The sequence below is a fragment of the Bordetella genomosp. 7 genome (assembly GCF_002261415.1).
GTDB lineage: Bacteria > Pseudomonadota > Gammaproteobacteria > Burkholderiales > Burkholderiaceae_B > Bordetella_A.
On the sequence record NZ_NEVI01000014.1, the window covers coordinates 277465 to 296432 of the forward strand.

Consider the following 18968-nt stretch of genomic DNA (forward strand, 5'->3'; position numbering starts at 1 on the left):
ATGAGCTGGATGTTTGGCCGCTATACCACCTTCGTCCTCGTGATACTGGGCACAGCGCTGTCGGCGAGTCTCGCATTCGCGATTTCGCCCCACTGGCTCTGGGCTGTGGTTCCGCTGACGCTGTTGACCCTGCTGGGCGTCTATGACCTGATCCAGCCGCGGCACGCGATTCGGCGCAACTACCCCATCCTGGGCAATCTGCGCTTCTTTTTCGAGTTCATCCGGCCAGAGATCCGCCAGTATTTTCTGGAAGACGATACGCAGGCCACGCCGTTCTCGCGCGCACAGCGCTCTATCGTTTACCAGCGCGCCAAGCAGGAAATCGACAAGCGTCCATTCGGCACCCGCGAAGATGTGTATGGCGAGCGCTACGAATGGGTCAACCATTCGCTGGTGCCGGCGCGCATTGCGGATGCGGATTTCCGCGTCATGGTGGGCGGGCCGGAATGCACCCAGCCGTACTCGATGTCGGCGTTCAACATTTCTGCGATGAGCTTCGGCGCGCTTTCGGCCAACGCCGTCATGGCGTTGAACGAAGGCGCACGCCTGGGCGACTTCGCGCACGACACCGGCGAAGGCGGTATCAGCCGGTATCACCGCAAGGCCGGCGGCGCGCTGGTGTGGAACATCGGCTCGGGGTACTTCGGATGCCGCGACGAAAACGGCGCCTTCTCCGAACAGGCCTTTGTGCGCAACGCCTGTACGCCCCAGGTAAAAATGATCGAGATAAAACTGTCGCAAGGGGCCAAGCCGGGCCACGGCGGCATCCTGCCGGGCGCCAAGGTCACTGCCGAAATCGCCGAAGCGCGGGGTGTCGCGCCCGGACAAGACTGCAACTCGCCGTCCAGCCACAGCGCGTTTGATTCTCCCATTGGCCTGCTGCACTTCGTGCAGCGCCTGCGCCAGCTGTCCGAGGGCAAGCCTGTGGGATTCAAACTGTGCGTGGGCCATCCATGGGAATGGTTTGCCATCGCCAAGGCCATGCTGGAAACCGGCATCACGCCCGACTTCATCGTTGTCGACGGCGCCGAAGGCGGCACCGGCGCGGCGCCGGTCGAGTTCGTCGACCACGTCGGCACCCCATTGCGCGAAGGCCTGCGCCTGGTGCACAACACTCTTATCGGCATCAACCTTCGCGATCGCATCCGGCTGGGGGCCTCGGGCAAGATCATCACCGCCTTTGACATGGCTCGCGCCATGGCCATGGGCGCCGACTGGTGCAACTCGGCCCGCGGCTTCATGTTCGCCATCGGCTGCATCCAGGCCCAGGCTTGCCATACCGATAAATGCCCTACCGGAGTCACCACCCAGGATCCGGGGCGCCAGCGGGCCCTGGTGGTGCCGGACAAGGCCCAGCGCGCGGCGAATTTCCATGGCAATACGCTGCAGGCGTTGGCCGAGCTGCTGCAGGCTGCCGGCCTGACGCATCCCAGCCAACTGCGCCCGCACCACATTGCCCGTCGCGTATCCACCAGCGAAGTGCGGCTGCTGTCCGCGCTGTATCCGGAGCTTGAGCCGGGCGAACTGCTGCGCGGCGAATTCCGGCACAACGTGTTCAAGGTGGGCTGGTCGATGGCTCGCCCCGATTCATTCCAGCCGGCGCATGACGTTACCGTCGCCCTGGCCGCGCTGCATCGCGAACAAACCATGCACGCGCACTGAGTCAGCGCGGCCGCCCGGGGCCCGGCCGGCCGCCTATAGCCAGCGTTCGAACAGGCGCGAAAAAAACTCCATGAACCGATCATCGGCGCCACGCGCACGCCATTCCTGCAGGGTGACCTGCTGCGCGGCGGCCACATCCCGTTCGAACAGGGCTTCCATTTCGGCGCCAAAACGCGGCCCCAGAATCACGGCATTGACTTCGTAGTTCAGCGCAAAACTGCGCCAGTCCATATTGCTTGACCCCACCGTGGACCACACCCCGTCCACGACGGCCGTCTTGGCATGCAGCAGCGCATCGCGACGTTCGTAGATTTTCACGCCGGCCTCGAGCAGGTCTTCATAGTGCGATCGACCGGCATGGAACACCAGCGACGAATCGCTGAACCCGGGCAGCACCAGCACGACGTCCACGCCCCGGCGCGCGGCATTCATGAGCACTTCGATGAACGCCGGGTCCGGCACGAAGTACGCCATGGTGATGTGTATGGACGTCTGCGCGCTTTCGAAGGCCGACATCAGCGTCAGGTACACCGTATAGCCGTCGCTGCGATCGGGCTGATTGGCCAGGATGCGCACCGCGAGGTCGCCCTGCCTGGGCACCTGGGGAAAAAAATCGGTGTGCTCAAGCGGCGGCCCCTTCTGCGATTCCCAGCCCGCGAGCAACACGCGTTCCAGTTCGGCCACCGCGGGCCCCTCAATGCGGATATGCGTATCGCGCCACGGCTGCGACTCGCGGCCATCCTTGCCGGGATTCGACCCCGACGAATATACGCTGCTGACATTCAGGCCGCCCAGATAACCCACCTGACCGTCCACCACCAGGATCTTGCGGTGATTGCGCTGATTGGGCGACCATCCCGCACGCGCTCGCACCGGATTGACCGGGTTGAACACGACAACCTGCACACCCGCCTCGCGCATGCGGTCGAACAGGGTATCGGCCGTACCCAGCGTGCCCACCGCGTCGATCATCACCGCCACGGCGGCGCCGCGCTGACGGGCGGCGATCAGCGCGTCGGCAAAGCGCCGCCCTTCATCGTCGTCGTCGAAGATGTAGGTTTCCATGTGCACGTAGCGCCGCGCGTGCGCAATGGATTCGAGCATCGCGCGGTAGGTGGCGGGCCCATCGGCCAGCAGATGCACGTCGTTGCCGGCAACTAGCGGAGCTCCGCTGATTGCTTCTTCAACTGCCTGGTGCCGTGCCAGGAAATCCCTGTTGCGCGCATCCGGCGCACGCGCCGCGATGGCCTTTCCGCGTTCGTAGCTGGCCCAGCCCGAATCGGCCGACAGGCCCGCCTGCACCTTGCGGGCCTGCCGCTGCTCGGAGTCTGGCACGCTCGCACACGCCGCCAAGGCGCCCGCCGCGAGCAGGCACATCAACCTTGCCGCAACTCTCGAGTAGCCGGCGTTCATGGGGAATGTCGCGGCTCAGGGTTGCCACTGGGTGCGGTGCGACACCGGCGCGCGGCGGGCGGCCGGGCGCCTTTGCGCCTCGACATCCGTCCAGCGTCCGCCGCGCCACCGACCGTGCTCCCGGTCTACCTGGAACCCGCCCGCGTCGCGCAGCAGCGCCATCACCGCTTCTTCTTCGTCCGGCTCCACCTGTACGGCCAGCAATACTGCCTGGTCGGCTGCGGGCACGGTGCGCAGACGCTGGTCGCGTTGCATCATCAGGCTGCGCCCTGCCCACCACGCGCCTACCGCCGCCCCGGCGCAGGCGCCGAGCGCGCCCCCGACCACCACGGCAATATCGCCGCTGGACAGAAAAATTGCCGCGACGGTGGCCAGCAATGCGCCCACGGCTGCCAGGGCCGCTGCGCGCCAAGCCAGGCTGTAGCGGACCTGGCCGGCCTGCGCCTCGGGGTCATCCGCCCACGATTGCACTTGCCCAGTGCGCCGGCCGCCGCGGAACAGGCTCACCGCGTCTTCGCGGAACCCATCGGTAAACAGGGCATGGGCGGCGCTCTTGGCCGATGGAACACTATCGAAACGGGCAACGATTATCGACGACATACGCAGACCCTTGGCAGATAGACCGTGCCCCTATTCTGCTCGTAGTCCGACGGCGAATCCCCCTGCTTTGGCAACCAGCGGTAATGCAGTATTTCGCCGAAGCCACCCCAGATACACTTGTTCGGGAACTCGGCCGATTGGCTATCGTTTAGTTAAAAAGCATTGCAATCGGCGTCGTATGCTTGACAGCGCAACGGGGTGCGCCGCGACAATAGCCTACGCACAACTGCCTGGAAACCGTCGAATGGTCCCACCCCGCAGCATGTTCGCCCCCGCGTCGCACGCCCTGGCAGAAGACTCGCCCGGCGCGCCGGCGCAGGCCAGCCAGGAACTACAGGCCGGGTTGCTGGCCCCATCGCCGCATATTGACCCCAAGTACCTGTACGACCGCCTGGGCTCCAGTCTGTTCACAGCCATCACGCTACTGCCCGAGTACTACCCCACCCGCTGCGAAGCAGAGATACTGCAGGAGCATGCGGCCGATATCGCCGCGCATGCGGGGAAAGTCGAGGCCTTGATAGACGTGGGCGCCGGCGACTGTGTCAAGGCCGAACGCCTGTTCGCCAGCCTGCAACCGCGCCGCTACGTGCCTATTGATATCTCGGCCGGCTACCTGCAAACGGCGGTACAGCGCCTGCAACACTCGCATCCGGATATCGAGATCATGGCAGTCTGCCAGGATGTCCACGACACGCTCGACCTGCCGCACGCCATTCCCGAACGGAACCGGCTGTTTTTCTACCCCGGCTCGAGCATCGGAAACCTCGACCCCGGCCGGGCAGCGCGGATGCTCGCGCGCATCCGCGCCGCCTGCCCCGGCGGGGGCCTGCTGGTGGGCGTCGACCGGGTCAAGCCGCGCAGCATACTCGAGCCGGCCTATGACGACGCATTGCGCCTGACCGCCGCATTCAATCTCAACCTGCTGCGACACGTAAACCAGTTGCTGGGCAGCGACTTCCAGGTGGATGACTGGTCCCACGTGGCGCACTACGATGAAGCCAACTCGCGCATCCAGATGTTCCTGCAGGCGCAACGCGATGTGCTCGTACGCTGGCCCGCAGGACAGCGGCGCTTTGCCGCCGGCCAGCGCATTCATACCGAGAACTCGTATAAGTACACGCCCGAGAAATTCCGCGACCTGCTCGCCCAGGCGGGCTTTCGCGACATACAACATTGGTCGGACGAGCGCGGCTGGTTTTCCGTGTTCAGCGCCCGCGCTTGATCCGCAATACCCGAGACGCCATGGACGCTCCCGTCTTGCCAGCACAGCCCGCCGGGCCAGATTCTCTTGCCGCAACGCCGCCCGTGCGTGAACTTGCGCAACGCTATGCCGATGTGCGCGGATTGACGCGCATGCTCGCGCAACCCCTGAGCGCCGAAGATTGCCAGATCCAGTCCATGCCCGACTGCAGCCCGGTGAAATGGCACCTGGCCCACACAACCTGGTTCTTCGAGACTTTCCTGCTGACGCGATTCCAGCCCGGCTACGAACCGTTCCACCCGCAATACCGGGTGCTGTTCAACTCGTACTACAACGCCGTGGGCGAAAAGCATCCGCGTCCGCAGCGCGGCATGCTGTCGCGGCCGTCCCTGGATGACGTTCTGCGATATCGTGAACATGTAGACCTGGCCATGGCGAAACTGCTTGGCGACACGGCCGACCCCGCTTGCGCCGCGCTGGCCGAACTGGGCCTGAATCACGAACAGCAGCACCAGGAACTCATTCTCACCGACATCAAGCACGCCCTGTCCTTGAACCCGCTGCGACCGGCCTATGCGCAGGCGTCGCAGCCATCCGGCACAACGCCCAGCTTGCCCGCGGGCTGGGTGCGCTACAAGGGCGGCATCGTGCGCATCGGCCACGAACAGGCCGGTTTCGCCTTCGACAACGAAGGCCCGCCCCATGATGTACTGCTGCAGCCGTTCCTGCTGGCCGACCGCCTGGTCACCCAAGCTGAATACCTGGAGTTCATGAACGACGGCGGCTATCGCCGCCCCGAACTGTGGCTGTCGCTGGGGTGGGAACGCGTATGCGGCGAACAATGGCAGGCGCCGCTGTACTGGGAACATCACCAGGGCGGCTGGCACGCGCTCACCCTGCAAGGCATGCAGCCGCTTGATCCGGCCGCGCCAGTGACGCATATCAGCTACTACGAAGCGGATGCCTACGCGCGCTGGAAACAGGCGCGGCTGCCTCGTGAAGCCGAATGGGAACACGCGGCCCGCACGCTCGCCGAGCCCGGCCCCGCCAACCTGCTCGACGCGCAACGACTGCACCCCCAGCCCGCGCCCGCCGGGGGCCGCGTGCCCACGGCACCGGCCCAGCTCTATGGCGACACCTGGGAATGGACCTGCAGCGCCTACGACGCGTATCCGGGCTACGCGCCCGCGGCGGGCGCGGTGGGCAAATACAACGGCAAATTCATGTGCAACCAGTTTGTGCTGCGCGGCGGCTCGTGCGTCACGCCGCCCGGCCATATTCGCGCCACTTACCGCAATTTCTTCCCGCCGGAAGCGCGATGGCAGTTCTCCGGGATCCGCCTGGCGCGTGACGCCTAGGCTGTTTGCAAGAAGCAAAACGATCGTGCTAGAATTTTGTTCTTGCCCGGGCACGCGCTGCCAGGCAGGAAGCAGGCGCAGGCATATCATGCCCCCCTTGCTTAGGCGCATTAGCTCAGCCGGTTAGAGCGACGGAATCATAATCCGCAGGTCCCCTGTTCGAATCAGGGATGCGCCACCAGAATTACACGGCCCGCAGCAATGCGGGCCGTTTTTATTCGCGCGCCCGGCTCAACGTAGCCCAATTCCTGCCCGCATCCACATCGCCGTGCCGCCAACAGCCAAATGGCCCGCGCGTGGGCGGGCCATTCTGCGTCGAGCGTGTGGACCAGGCTACGCGGCCACGCGCAAATGCCGCCCGGGCTTGCCCGGCTTGGCGGGCCGCAGCAGGCTGCTGGGCACGTCTTCCACCAGAGCCGGTTCGCACCGTGCGCTGACCTGCCCCGGCAATATCCAGCTTTTGCCGTCTTTGCACTCGGTGGCCTGCAGATGCCTGGCCAGGCGCAGCGCATCAAGCTCGGCGCGCTCGCGCCCCGATCGCACCATGTCGCAGAAGCGCGCAAAGCTGAACGTATGCGCACCTTCGCGCCCGATGATATCGACGCATCCGCGATATTCGCCGAAGTCGACCTCATGCACCCGTGGCCGGATGGAATAACTCACCTTGGAAGCGAAAGCAGAAAGCGTGTCCATGGCTTGATCTCCCTGTGAAGTGATGCCCTTCCAGGGTAGAGCAAGACACGTACCCGCACGTGTTTCCTTTGCAATCGTTGAGAACGATTACTGCGCGGTTACAACTGCCACACTTGCCTACATCCCATCGGATGCGGGCAGGTCGTCCCGCGCCCGGGCCTTGTCGAGGTCGGTGCTGAACAGATCCCAGCAGGCCACAAACAGCGCCGCCACCAGGGGCCCGATGACGAAGCCATTCAGGCCGAACAGGGCCATGCCTCCCAAGGTGGATATCAGCACGACATAGTCGGGCAGCTTGGTGTCCTTGCCCACCAGCAGGGGCCGCAGCACGTTGTCGACCATGCCGATCACCAGCACTCCGAACAGGATAAGCACCACCCCTTGCCAGACAGCGCCGGTGCCCAGGAAGTAAATGGCTACCGGCACCCAGATCAGGCCGGCGCCGATGGCGGGCAACAGCGACAGGAACGCCATGACCACGCCCCACAGCACCGGGCCCTGTACCCCCAGCAGAAAGAAAATTGTGCCGCCCAGGGCGCCCTGCACTGCGGCCACCACGATATTGCCCTTGACGGTGGCGCGTATGACCGTGGTGAACTTGCGCAGCAGATGCGTCTTGCGCGCCTTGCTCAGCGGCAGCGCGCCGCGCAGCCGCGCCGACAGCAATGATCCGTCGCGCAGCAGAAAGAACAGCAGGTACAGCATGACGCCGAAGCTGATCACGAACTGGAAGGTATCCTGCCCGATGTTGAAGGCCTGTGTGGCAAGAAACTGGCTACCCTGCATGACGCCGGCGGTCAGCTTGTCTTGCATGCTGGTCAGGTCGCCCAGGCCGAAACGGTCGAGCAGTTCCTGCACCGACACCGGCAGCGCGCCCAGAACCTGCTGAAAATACGCGCCGAAGTTCACGCTGCCGGACTTGACGCGCTGGTACAGGTTGGCGCCCTCTTGCACGAGCGACCCGGCGATGAAGGCTACGGGCACTATCACCACCAACAAGACTAGGGTCAACGAGATGAGCGCGGCCAGGTTGCGGCGCGCCCCCAGCTTGGCCGCGATTTGCCGATGCGCCGGAGCAAAAATGATGGCCAGGATGGCGCCCCAGAACACGGCGCCGTAGAACGGCCACAACACTGCCAGGAAGGCGATTGTGACTACGGTCAGCAACAGCAAGAAAAAACGGTAATGCAGGCTAGATCCGCTCATGTTTCAGTCCTGTCCCGGCGGTTGCAGTGTGATGCGCATTGTACAAAGCCCGCCGCAGATCAGTCGGGGGCAAGGGCCCAAAGACCGGCCCGGGCCTGACCGATGGTGGTCGCGTGTCCGTTCAGAATATCGAGCAGCCGATTGAGTTCGTGCAGTACGGATGGGTCGCGCACCGCCGCGGCGTCTGCGGTTACCGCGATCTGATCGCCGTGCCGGTCCACGTATTCCACGACACGCAACGCATCGTCCGTTGCCGCTGCCGCGGTCGCGAGCCAAACGTCCAGTCGGGCCCCTTGGTCGATGACGATGCGCTGGTATACCGGCGCATAGACGCGTTGCACTTCGTCTGGCTGCCGCAGTTCGGCGACCTCGGCGTTCGCGTGGCCCAGCGCCTGCTGCAGGTCGTCACGCGCGCGCGCCAGCGCCTGCCGGTCGGTGGCCAGCGCCGGCCCGCGCTCGAGCAACTGCGCCAGGGTATGAAGTTCGTCGTGCTCGAGCGCGGCCTTCAAGACGTCGACTGCCCGCCGGGCGACCTGGTCGTAATCTGCCAGCACCTCGTAATGTCGGGCGTATGTGCCGAAGGCATCGCGCTGCGCATCATCCGGCACGCGCAACGGGCCGGTGTGCTCGGGCATAGCCTGTGGCTGCAACCAAGCGATAAATGCCGCGCGCTCTTCAGGTTCGTTATTCATGCATGCCGCAAGCGCCAGCCCGACCACCGCCAGCCAGGCTAGGCGAAACCATCCGTTCACCACCATACGCTCAATACTCAAGAGTCCTCCCGGCCCGGCTGTCTTGCCGCCGGTTCGAACATTACCTGAACTGCGCCCCTGCAGGGCGGGTATACAGGTATTGTTGCCTGGGAATCGATATGTGACAGCCGCGCGACCGCAACGGGCCGCCCGCAGCTGGCCGCCCGCAGCTGGCCGGCCTCTTGCCCTACAATGCTCGGCATGACCACCAGACCCGACGCCACCCCGCAACCCTGGGGCTACAGCCACCCTGACTGCCGCGGCGCCACGGCATTCCTGTTCTTCACTTCAGACCTGGCGCGCACGGTCAACCAGGAACTGGCGTCGCCCCCGATCGACGACGCCGCCCTGGCACGCGCCCAGCAGGCGGTCGACGCCCTGCTGCAACGCTATATCGACATCCAGGCTGCCCCGGCGGCCTTTGCCGGCCAGCGCATCACTTTGAAGCTTGAGCATTCGCCTGGCGGTGGCGCGCAGGTGGCACTCGAAATGTCACCCGAACTGGAAGACCAGATCATCGAAGCGCAGCGTCTTGCCCACCAGGACGCCGCCCTCAGGCAACAAGGGCACTGAACCCAAAAAAGTATTGACAAAACAATAATTTAGTCCTACTATTAATGGTTTGCGACGCCCCAGCCAGGGCGCGCTCAATACACGGGTATTCGAAAAGATTGCCGGCCGTCAACGCGATTCGTCCGGCTATTCAATAAAGTCATCCCGTCGCAGCCATCCGGCTGGTCATTGCGCCGCAATGCCTGCCATGGCTGCCGCCCGGTACGCGGGCGGCAACTTCCCGCCGACATCGGCAACCGCCCCGGGCCGCCTCGAAGCGCATTGCGCTTGCGTATGCCCGATCGCACCAGCTAGTGCACACAGGCCACGTCGCCCCTGCATGCGCACGCACGTTGCTGCATTTCCATAACGACAACTCGAAAGGAAACAATATGAACCGATCCATCCACGCCCTGAACGTCGCCCAGCTCCTGCCTCGCGACCGCCACTGCAAGCTCGACCACACGCCTATTCACGTGGGCGACGTGGTGCACCTCAAACCTGCCAACGGGCCCGAAATCCGCGCCACCGTGATCTACAACGCGCCGATCAATGGCACGGTGACCTACACCACTGACCTGGTGCGGCCGTGCGGGCAGTCCGTCGGCCCCGCCATGCGTATCCGCTTTCGCCACGAACACGTGCACCGCATCGAGCCGGTGCGCCGCCCGGAATCCCGCACTGCCTGACCCGGCCGGCATCGCCGGCACGCATGCTAAAGTCGGCGTCGTCGCCTTCTTTTGTCTTGCCCATGCAGCACACACGTTCGTCCGTACGCATCTGGGATCTTCCCACCCGCCTGTTCCACTGGGCCCTGGCCGCCTGCATCGTCGGCGCATACATCAGCGTCAAGCTCGGCGGCTTGTACATGGAATGGCATGTATGGTTCGGCCTGGCCACGCTGGGGCTGGTGGCATTCCGGTTGATGTGGGGGTTGGTAGGGCCGCGCTATGCCCGGTTCGCCACCTTCGTGCGAGGCCCCGCAGCGGTCAAACGCTATCTGCAAGGGGCGATGGCCCCGGCCGGACACAACCCCCTGGGCGCCTGGTCTGTGCTCGCCCTGCTGGCCGTTGTGGGTTTCCAGGCAGTCAGCGGCCTGTTCGCCACCGACGACATCATGACGCAAGGCCCGCTCTACGCGCGCGTCGAGGAGCCCTTGTCGGCATGGTTTACGTCGTGGCACGGCACCAACGAGTGGGTCATCATAGGCCTGGTCTGCCTGCACTTGCTGGCCGTGGCCTGGTATGCGGTAGTGCGCCGCAAACGCCTGGTGCGCACCATGATCACCGGAGACGCTCGCCCGCAGGATGTGCCGCCCGGCACCCCGCCCGCCGATGACGGGCTGCACATATGGCTGCGCGCCCTGCTGGTCGCCGGCCTTGCCGCCGCGCTCGTATTCTGGATACGGTCGCTGGAAGTGGTCGCCAGCTTCTCGTTTTAGCTGGCCACCCAACCATACAAGACAAACCCCCCGGCACCCGCAAGGGCGCCGGGGGGTTTGCTTTTCGGCCACGGACAGCCGTTATTTCTTCTTCCGGTACGAGTCGTGGCAGGCCTTGCAGCTTGCTCCCACATCGCCAAAAGCCGCGCGCAGTTTGTCCAGGTCGCCCGAATCAGCCGCCGCGGTAAGCTTGGTCATGCTCTGGGCGAACCGTTCGCGCTTCTGCTCGAAACCGGCCGCATCGCTCCAGACTTCCGGACGCGCATCGCCGCCTTCGGTGCCCGGCCCGAACGCAGCCCAGGGCAAGGCGGCCAGCGTATTCAGGATTTGCACATTCGCCTTGATCTGCTCGGCATCGTACGGCGCCTGGCCCTTGATGACCGGTTGCATGCGGCCAAAATGCGAGCCCATCAGCGCGAGGGCCGACTGCCGGTACTTGATGGCGTCGGCCGGCTTGGCGAACTGCGCATGCGCCGCAGCGGGCCACAGCGACGTGACACTGATACAGGCGGCAAGAGCCAACATGGGGAACTGCTTCATGAATAATCTCCCGTGAAGGACAGACAAAGCCGGACGACCGGCAGTGTACGGACTATATCGCCCGCGCAAGTTGCGCCGCCAGCCCCACGTACGTGCGGGGCGTCATGGCCAGCAGGCGCGCCTTGGGTTCGTCGGGCAACTCCAGGCCCTGGATGAATTCGCGCAAGGCTTCTTCGGTGATGCCCTTGCCCCGGGTAAGGGCCTTGAGCTGTTCGTAAGGCTGAGGCAACCCGTAGCGACGCATCACGGTCTGCACCGGCTCGGCCAGCACCTCCCAGCATGCGTCGATATCCGCATCGATGGCGGCGGCATTCACTTCCAGCTTGCCCAGGCCGCGCAGGCACGAGTCCCACGCCACCAGGCTGTACCCGAACCCCACCCCCAGGTTGCGCAGCACGGTGGAGTCGGTAAGGTCGCGCTGCCAGCGCGACACCGGCAGCTTCTCGGACAAATGGCGCAGCACAGCATTGGCCAGTCCCAGGTTGCCTTCGGAATTCTCGAAATCGATAGGGTTGACCTTGTGCGGCATGGTGGAAGACCCCACCTCGCCTTCTTTCAGGCGCTGCTTGAAGTACCCCAGCGCCACATACCCCCAGATATCGCGATCGAGATCCAGCACGATGACGTTGGCACGCGCCACGGCGTCAAACAGCGCCGCCATCCAGTCGTGCGGTTCGATCTGGATGGTGTGGCGATTTTGCGTCAGCCCCAGGCCGGCCAGCACGCGCGCGCTGAAGGCGGGCCAATCGATCTCGGGATAGGCCGACAGGTGCGCGTTGTAGTTGCCCGTGGCGCCGTTGAGTTTTGCCAGAGGCTCGACCGCCTCGATGGCGGCAATGGCGCGCTGCAGCCGGGCCGCCACATTGGCGAACTCCTTGCCCAGCGTGGTGGGGCTGGCCGGCTGGCCGTGCGTACGCGACAGCATCGGCTGGTCGGCATGCTGCCCGGCCATTGCCTGCAGGGTGTCGGCTATCTGGCGCAGGCGCGGAACCAGCACCTGGGAGCGCGCACGGGTCAGCATCAGTGCATGCGACGTATTGTTGATGTCTTCCGACGTGCAGGCAAAGTGGATGAATTCGGCGGCGCGGGCCAGTTCGGGGTCGCCTTCAACCTGCTCTTTCAGCCAGTATTCCACCGCCTTGACGTCGTGATTGGTGGTGCGTTCGATTTCCTTGATGCGGGCGGCATCGGATTCGGAGAAGTCGCGCACCAATTGGGCCAGCCGGCTGCGCGCGGCCTGCGTGAATGGAGGCAGTTCGGGCAGGCCGGCGTCGGACAACGCCACCAGCCACGCCACTTCGACTTCGACCCGATGGGCCATGAAGCCCGCCTCGGACAAAAGCCCCCGCAGCGCATCGCCCCGGGCGGCGTAGCGGCCGTCCAACGGGGACAGCGCATTGAGATAACTGATCTGATCGGCGATTTGCATGGCGAAGTGGGGGAAAAGACGAATGAACGGGCGGGCTGGCGATTTTATCACCCAGGCTGTGTAACAACTTGGCAACAATCCGTGGCATAAAGAGAACTTCGCACATTAGCGGATACCGCTCCTGCTATACTGCGGCCGCTTTCCGACTTCGCTTGTGGCCTCCATGAAACTGATCGGCTCGCTTACCAGTCCCTATGTCCGCAAAGTGCGGGTCGTCATGGCCGAGAAGAAGCTGGACTTCCAGCTCGAACTCGAAAACGTCTGGTCTCCCGACACCCAGATCCATACCTACAACCCGCTGGGCAAAGTGCCCTGCCTGGTCATGGAAGACGGCGGCGCTCTGTTCGATTCGCGCGTCATCGTCGAGTACGTGGATACCCTGTCGCCGGTTGCCCGGCTGATTCCGCAATCGGGGCGCGAGCGCGCCGCAGTCAAGTGCTGGGAGGCCATTGCCGATGGCGTGCTTGACGCCTGTGTCACGATCGTAAAAGAAAACCAACGCCCCGAGACGCAGCGCAGCCCGGACTGGATCGAGCGCCAGTATCGGAAGATTCACGCGTCTCTGGACGCGATGAACACCAGCCTGGGCGACCAGCCGCATTGCATGGGCGTGAACTACACCCTGGCCGACATCGCCGTGGGATGCGCCCTGGGATACCTTGATTTCCGTTTTGCGTCGCTGGACTGGCGCGCGGACCATTCCCATCTGGCGCGCCTGTACGAAAAACTGTCGGCGCGCGTCTCGTTCATCGACAGCGCGCCCCCGCGGTAAGCGCGGTTTCCGGCGCCGCCAGGCCGCCGCGCGGCGGGCCGCGCCGGAGTCTGATCATGTGCGTCCGGGCATGGGGCCACGCCCGCGAGCGGGCGCAACCCCAGTTGTGCGCTTACATCGCGAACGCCTGCCAGGCCTTGACCAGCATGTATGCGGCCAGCGCAAACAACAGGCAGGCAAATACCCGCTTGAGCGTGGCCACGGGCAGGCGATGCGCCATGCGGGCGCCAGCCGGCGCGGTAAGCACGCTGGTGGCCACCAGGGCCAGCAAGGCCGGCCAATAGATGTAGCCCAGCATGCCTGGCCGGCTGATCTGCTCGTTCAGCCCCGACACGACGTAGCCGACACTATTGGCCAGGGCAATGGGAAACCCCAGCGCGGCCGACGTGGAAACGGCGGAGTGCAGCGCGACATTGCACCAGACCATGAACGGAACCGACAGGAACCCGCCCCCGGCGCCCACCAGCCCCGACAGGAACCCGATACCGGCGCCGGCCGCCGTGGTGCCCGCGATACCCGGCATCTGGCGGGACGGCTTGGGCTTTTTGTTGCGCAACATGCTCCAGGCCGAATAACCCACGAACAGCGCAAAGAACAGGGACAGCCAGGCGGTACTCAACGCCGCAAACGCGGCGCCGCCCGACAGCAAGCCGCCCACGATGATGCCCGGCGCCATGGCGAACACGATCTTCCATTGAATGGTGCCCTTGCGCTGGTGCGCGCGCACACTGGATACCGAAGTAAACAGAATGGAGGTCATGGACGTGGCGATGGCGGCGTGCACGATAAGATCCGGCGACATCCCCTGCCAGGTAAACAGCATTGTCAGGAAGGGAACCAGCAGCATCCCCCCACCGATGCCCAGCAGGCCGGCCGCGAACCCCACCACGGCTCCCAGCGCCAACAGGCAAACCAGCATTGCTACATCCACGTACTACTCCTTGGCTTGATAGAAAAAACGTGCGCGCGGCCCGGGCGGCATCAGGCGATGATGCCGCCGCCCAGGCAAATATCGCCGTCATACAGTACGGCCGACTGGCCGGGGGTTACCGCCCACTGGGGCTGGCTGAATGACAGCCCGAAATCGGTTTGCGTGACGGCATCGATGGCGCAGGCCGCGTCGGCCTGGCGGTAACGCGTCTTGGCGCCGTAGTCGCCCGGTTGCGGCGGACGGCCCGCCACCCAGCTGGCGTCCTGCGCCTTCAGGCTGCTCGAAAGCAGCCATGGATGGTCGTGACCCTGCACGACATACAGAATATTGCGTTCGAGGTCCTTGCGGGCCACGTACCAGGCGTCGGCCGTGCCGTCTTCGCGCTGGCTGCCCTTGACGCCGCCCACCCCCAACCCCTTGCGCTGGCCCAGCGTATAGAAAGACAAGCCGTGATGGCGCCCCACGCGCTGGCCTTCCGGCGTCAGGATATCGCCGGGCTCGGTCGGCAGGTAGCGGTTCAGGAACTCGCGAAACGGCCGCTCGCCGATAAAGCAGATGCCAGTCGAATCTTTCTTGGCGGCATTGTGCAACCCGATCTCATGGGCGATCCGGCGCACCTCGGTCTTGTTGATTTCCCCCAGCGGGAACAAGGTGCGCGACAGCTGCGCCTGGTTCAGCCTGTGCAGGAAGTAGCTCTGGTCTTTGGTGGCATCCAGCGCTTTCAGCAACTGGTATTCGCGGCCATGCGGCCCGGCAATGGCGCGCACCCGAGCGTAATGGCCCGTGGCAATATGGTCGGCGCCAAGCGTCATCGCATGGTCGAGAAACGCCTTGAACTTGATCTCGGCGTTGCACAGCACATCGGGATTGGGCGTGCGGCCGGCCGAATACTCGCGCAGAAACTCGGCGAAGACGCGGTCTTTGTATTCGGCGGCAAAATTGACGTACTCGAATTCCACACCCACCAGGTCGGCTACGCTGGCCGCGTCCAGCAAGTCCTGGCGGGTCGAGCAATATTCCGAATCGTCATCGTCTTCCCAGTTCTTCATGAACAGGCCGATGACTTCGTACCCCTGCTGCTTGAGCAGCCAGGCGGAAACAGACGAATCGACGCCGCCGGACATGCCGACGACTACGCGGCGGCCTTTGCCGGAAATCGGGGGGAGTGTTGCAGGTGACATGGCGGCCATTTTAGAGCGAGGCGGCCCGGACCGATGCGGAGGCCTCTGCCGGACGCGGCTCGGCCGCCGCGGACACCTCCATCAGCCAGGCGCGAAATGCCTGCAGGATGGGCAGGCTGGCCTTCTGCTCGGGGTAGCACAGGTAATAGCCCTGGCGTGCGCGTATCGGCAACCGCAACGCCACCGCCAGCTTGCCGTCGCGAAGCTCGTCTTCGATGAGGCAGCGCGGAATCAGCGCGATGCCAAAGCCGGCGGCGGCGGCCTGCGACAACAGGGAGTACTGATCGAAACGTGCGCCCTCGAGCGCGCGCCGCGTGTCGCAACCGGCCTGCTCGAACCAATCGCGCCAGCCTTCCAGTGCGGACGTATGGTGCAGTAGCGGATAGCGCAACAGTTCGTCGGCCTGCTCACAGCCGTCCGAAATCAGGCGCGGGCTGCATACGGGCACGACATCCCGCCCCACGATGTAATCGGCCCCGCTGCCGGGCCAGATGCCGTCGCCAAATCGTACAGCGGCGTCCAGCTCATGGTTGGAAAAGTCGTAGCCCAGGCGATGAGGCAGGAACTCCACATGGATATCCGGCCGCACCCTCATGAACGCCGCCAGACGGGGAATAAGCCACCGCGCGCCGAACGTGGGCATGCAGGTCAGGTACAGCGTGCCGCCCTTGCCCTGGTGAGCGATAAGCTCGACCGTGGCAGCCTCGATCTGCCCCAGGCCCGCCTGGATTTTCTTCAGATAGCTTTGCCCTGCTTCCGTCAGGACCAGGCCCTGCCGGATACGCAGGAATAGTTCCACCCCAAGAAACTGTTCCAGGTGTTTCACTTGTTTGCTGACGGCCCCCTGCGTTACGCAGAGTTCCTGAGCCGCCCGCGTGAAGCTGCTATGTCTGGCAGCGACTTCAAAGGCCTGGAGGTCGGTAAGGGAAGGACAGAATCGGCGCATCGGGCGCGAGGCAATTCGTAACGAATTACAACAACAAGCATGACCAAAAGGAATAGCTTACGGAGAATCTTTCGTTTGCGCAAATGGGCGCGCGCCGCCCAGAATCGTGGAGTTTGCGAATCGCAACGCACCGACTATTTCTTTCAGGGGAATCCATGCAACGTCGCAATGTCATTCTAGGCCTGTCTCTGGCCGCCGTGCTGGCCTCGCCGCTGGGCGCAGGCATCGCCCACGCCCAGGACGCGTATCCCAACAAACCGATACGCCTGGTCGTGCCCTTCCCGCCCGGCGGCACCACCGATATCGTCGGCCGCTTGTTCGCCGACCAGCTCGGCAAGGTGCTGGGCCAACCCGTGGTGGTGGAAAACAAGGCTGGCGCCGGCGGCTCCATCGGCAGCGCCCAGCTGGCCAGCAGCGAACCCGATGGCTACACGCTGGGCATCGCCACGGTGAGCACCCATGGCATCAACCCGGCCATCTACCACAACCTGCCCTTCGACGCCGAGAAAGACTTCACCCCGATCTCGAACCTGGCAGCCGTGCCCAACGTCATGGTCGTCAACCCCAAGGTGCCGGCCAAGAACATGGCCGAGTTCATTGCGCTGGTCAAGAAAGAGCCGGGCAAGCTTGCTTACGCCTCGGCCGGCAACGGCTCGGTGTCCCACATGATGGGCGAACTCTTCAAGATGGCGTCCGGCACCGACCTGATGCACGTGCCCTATCGTGGCGTCGGCCCCGCGCTGAACGACACGCTGGCCGGCCAGGTGGACGTGCTGTATGACAACCTGCCTTCGTCGCTGCCGCACATACAGGCCGGCAAGCTCGTGGCGCTGGCGGTGGCCTCGCCCAAGCGCGTCGCCGCGCTGCCCGACGTGCCTACTTTCGCCGAAGCCGGGCTGGAACCCGTAAACGATTCGTCCTGGTTCGGGCTCGTGGCGCCGGGCAATCTGCCCAAGCCCATCGTCGACAAGCTGTACGCCGCCGTCGTGAAGGCCAGCGCTGACCCTGCCGTGATCCAACGCCTGGAAAACCTGGGCGCCGCGCCCGTGGCCAACACGCCCGACGCATACGCCCAGCAGATCTCGGCCGAAATCGCCAAGAACAAGCGTATCGCCAAAGAAGCCAACGTCAAGATCGACTGATCGATCGGGCCTCCGCCCTCCCCGGGCGGAGGCTTTTCCGCTTTTGCCTTGCCATCCCCATGCTCATCACCGAACCCCTGTCCTATCGCCTGGCGCTGCCCGCCGACTATCCCGAAGCCTCGGCCGCCCTGGTGCTGGACTCGCCGCACAGCGGCACCGCCTACCCCCCGGATTTCGCATCATCGGCGCCCCTGGGCGCGCTGCGCACGGCGGAAGACACCTGGGTCGATGACCTGTGGGGCGATGCGGTATCGATGGGCGTGCCGCTGATCGCGGCCTCGTTTCCACGCGCCTATATCGACGCCAACCGTTCGGTCGAAGAAATCGATCCGCAACTGCTCGATCAGCCCTGGCCCGAGCCGCTGCCGGAATCGCCCAAGGTAAAGCTGGGCAAAGGCCTGATATGGCGCATGCTGGACGACGGCACGCCGCTGTACGACCGCAAACTCAGCGTGGACGAAGTGCGGCATCGCATCGATGCCTGCTGGAAGCCATACCACGCGCGCCTGGGCCAGCTGATCGACGCCGCACATGCGCGCCACGGCAAGGTCTGGCACATCAACTGCCACTCCATGCCCAGCGTCGCCGGCGCGTACGCCACCGACAAGCCTGGCCTGGTGCATCCCGATTTCGTGCTGGGCGACCGTGACGGCTCGACCAGCGATCCGGCGTTCCGTGAGTTCGTCGCGGCCTGGCTGGGCGAGCGCGGCTACGACGTTACTGTCAACGACCCTTACAAGGGCGTTGAGCTGGTGCGTGCCTTCGGCCAACCTTCGCAAGGCCGTCACAGCCTGCAGGTAGAGATCAACCGCAAACTCTACATGGATGAAACCAGCCTGCGCCCCACCGCCAACTATGCCAAGCTGAAGAGCGATCTGCGCGACCTGACGGCCGCGCTGCTCGACTGGACCCGTACACAGCTGGGCTGAACCAAGCCGCCGGATCGGCCGCCTGGCCCCTGCGGCCGGGCGTCTGACCCTTGGTCGCGGCCCCTCGTGGGCCGCCGCACCCCTTCCCCGACATTCTCCCAAGCCGCGACAAATGCGGCTTATCTTTCGCACGGCCGCCCAAATAAATGCATGCACATACATTTATGTTGACATGCCTGCGCGGCGCCAATAATATGCATGCACATGCATTTATATGGAG

Annotated in this window: 19 protein-coding genes and 1 tRNA gene; 10 read left to right on the forward strand and 10 right to left on the reverse strand. The window is 64.5% G+C overall.

Annotated features, from left to right (window positions below):
• Entirely contained in the window at nucleotides 1-1662 is a 1662-nt protein-coding gene (locus tag CAL18_RS08240) for an FMN-binding glutamate synthase family protein (protein WP_026638053.1), read from the forward strand.
• Nucleotides 1663-1695: 33 nt separating this feature from the next.
• Here CAL18_RS08240 and cls read toward each other — a convergent pair whose 3' ends face one another.
• Complete coding sequence (gene cls / locus CAL18_RS08245) at nucleotides 1696-3075, reverse strand: cardiolipin synthase (protein ID WP_026638054.1); 1380 nt, start codon at nucleotides 3073-3075, stop codon at nucleotides 1696-1698.
• A 15-nt stretch (nucleotides 3076-3090) separates the two neighbouring features.
• Nucleotides 3091-3675, reverse strand: coding sequence for a hypothetical protein (locus tag CAL18_RS08250; RefSeq protein ID WP_051423590.1), 585 nt, complete (start codon nucleotides 3673-3675; stop codon nucleotides 3091-3093).
• Between the two features lie 244 nt (nucleotides 3676-3919).
• On the opposite strand from CAL18_RS08250, the gene egtD reads away from it, so the two are divergent.
• The 3 genes from egtD (at nucleotide 3920) to CAL18_RS08265 (ending at nucleotide 6415) form a co-directional block, all read left to right on the forward strand.
• The gene (gene egtD, locus CAL18_RS08255) at nucleotides 3920-4897 is read left to right on the forward strand and encodes an L-histidine N(alpha)-methyltransferase (RefSeq protein WP_094817664.1); all 978 of its coding nucleotides are present in this window, start codon (nucleotides 3920-3922) and stop codon (nucleotides 4895-4897) included.
• A 20-nt stretch (nucleotides 4898-4917) separates the two neighbouring features.
• Nucleotides 4918-6234 (forward strand): ergothioneine biosynthesis protein EgtB, encoded by a 1317-nt coding sequence (gene egtB / locus CAL18_RS08260; protein WP_094817665.1) that lies wholly within the window; start codon nucleotides 4918-4920, stop codon nucleotides 6232-6234.
• A 104-nt stretch (nucleotides 6235-6338) separates the two neighbouring features.
• Nucleotides 6339-6415 (forward strand) — tRNA-Met (locus CAL18_RS08265).
• A 152-nt stretch (nucleotides 6416-6567) separates the two neighbouring features.
• On the opposite strand, the gene CAL18_RS08270 is transcribed toward CAL18_RS08265, so the two are convergent.
• The 3 genes from CAL18_RS08270 to CAL18_RS08280 all read right to left on the reverse strand — a co-directional run bounded on the left by CAL18_RS08270 (nucleotide 6568) and on the right by CAL18_RS08280 (nucleotide 8906).
• On the reverse strand, nucleotides 6568-6927 hold the full coding sequence (locus tag CAL18_RS08270; RefSeq protein WP_026638057.1) for a hypothetical protein: 360 nt from the start codon (nucleotides 6925-6927) through the stop codon (nucleotides 6568-6570).
• Nucleotides 6928-7044: 117 nt separating this feature from the next.
• Complete coding sequence (locus CAL18_RS08275) at nucleotides 7045-8133, reverse strand: AI-2E family transporter (RefSeq protein ID WP_094817666.1); 1089 nt, start codon at nucleotides 8131-8133, stop codon at nucleotides 7045-7047.
• A 59-nt stretch (nucleotides 8134-8192) separates the two neighbouring features.
• Entirely contained in the window at nucleotides 8193-8906 is a 714-nt protein-coding gene (locus CAL18_RS08280) for a DUF3053 family protein (RefSeq protein WP_141217753.1), read from the reverse strand.
• Nucleotides 8907-9086: 180 nt separating this feature from the next.
• Between CAL18_RS08280 and CAL18_RS08285 the strand changes: the two genes are divergently transcribed.
• The 3 genes from CAL18_RS08285 (at nucleotide 9087) to CAL18_RS08295 (ending at nucleotide 10878) form a co-directional block, all read left to right on the forward strand.
• Entirely contained in the window at nucleotides 9087-9458 is a 372-nt protein-coding gene (locus CAL18_RS08285) for a hypothetical protein (RefSeq protein WP_094817718.1), read from the forward strand.
• Between the two features lie 371 nt (nucleotides 9459-9829).
• The gene (locus CAL18_RS08290) at nucleotides 9830-10126 is read left to right on the forward strand and encodes a hypothetical protein (protein WP_094817668.1); all 297 of its coding nucleotides are present in this window, start codon (nucleotides 9830-9832) and stop codon (nucleotides 10124-10126) included.
• 62 nt (nucleotides 10127-10188) lie between these two features.
• Nucleotides 10189-10878, forward strand: coding sequence for a cytochrome b/b6 domain-containing protein (locus CAL18_RS08295; RefSeq protein WP_094817669.1), 690 nt, complete (start codon nucleotides 10189-10191; stop codon nucleotides 10876-10878).
• Between the two features lie 81 nt (nucleotides 10879-10959).
• On the opposite strand, the gene CAL18_RS08300 is transcribed toward CAL18_RS08295, so the two are convergent.
• Nucleotides 10960-11418, reverse strand: a complete 459-nt coding sequence (locus tag CAL18_RS08300; protein WP_026638063.1) for a c-type cytochrome — start codon at nucleotides 11416-11418, stop codon at nucleotides 10960-10962.
• A gap of 52 nt (nucleotides 11419-11470) precedes the next feature.
• Nucleotides 11471-12847: an adenylosuccinate lyase gene (gene purB / locus CAL18_RS08305; RefSeq protein WP_026638064.1), complete on the reverse strand. Its 1377-nt coding sequence runs from the start codon at nucleotides 12845-12847 to the stop codon at nucleotides 11471-11473.
• 163 nt (nucleotides 12848-13010) lie between these two features.
• Between purB and CAL18_RS08310 the strand changes: the two genes are divergently transcribed.
• Nucleotides 13011-13619, forward strand: a complete 609-nt coding sequence (locus CAL18_RS08310; RefSeq protein ID WP_026638065.1) for a glutathione S-transferase — start codon at nucleotides 13011-13013, stop codon at nucleotides 13617-13619.
• A gap of 112 nt (nucleotides 13620-13731) precedes the next feature.
• Here the strand turns inward: CAL18_RS08310 and CAL18_RS08315 are convergent, their stop codons facing one another.
• The 3 genes from CAL18_RS08315 to gcvA are packed head-to-tail and all read right to left on the reverse strand — an operon-like array spanning nucleotide 13732 to nucleotide 16677.
• Nucleotides 13732-14550 carry a sulfite exporter TauE/SafE family protein gene (locus CAL18_RS08315; RefSeq protein WP_026638066.1) on the reverse strand — a complete coding sequence of 273 codons (819 nt, stop codon included), beginning with the start codon at nucleotides 14548-14550 and terminating at the stop codon, nucleotides 13732-13734.
• Nucleotides 14551-14600: 50 nt separating this feature from the next.
• Nucleotides 14601-15731 (reverse strand): tRNA 2-thiouridine(34) synthase MnmA, encoded by a 1131-nt coding sequence (gene mnmA, locus CAL18_RS08320; RefSeq protein WP_038851881.1) that lies wholly within the window; start codon nucleotides 15729-15731, stop codon nucleotides 14601-14603.
• A gap of 10 nt (nucleotides 15732-15741) precedes the next feature.
• Complete coding sequence (gene gcvA / locus CAL18_RS08325; protein ID WP_026638068.1) at nucleotides 15742-16677, reverse strand: transcriptional regulator GcvA; 936 nt, start codon at nucleotides 16675-16677, stop codon at nucleotides 15742-15744.
• 155 nt (nucleotides 16678-16832) lie between these two features.
• Here gcvA and CAL18_RS08330 point away from each other — a divergent pair, with 155 nt between their 5' ends.
• Both CAL18_RS08330 and CAL18_RS08335 read left to right on the forward strand, forming a co-directional pair.
• Nucleotides 16833-17819 (forward strand): Bug family tripartite tricarboxylate transporter substrate binding protein, encoded by a 987-nt coding sequence (locus tag CAL18_RS08330; RefSeq protein WP_094796675.1) that lies wholly within the window; start codon nucleotides 16833-16835, stop codon nucleotides 17817-17819.
• A 59-nt stretch (nucleotides 17820-17878) separates the two neighbouring features.
• Nucleotides 17879-18748 (forward strand): N-formylglutamate amidohydrolase, encoded by an 870-nt coding sequence (locus CAL18_RS08335; protein WP_094817670.1) that lies wholly within the window; start codon nucleotides 17879-17881, stop codon nucleotides 18746-18748.
• The last annotated feature ends 220 nt before the right edge of the window (nucleotides 18749-18968 follow it).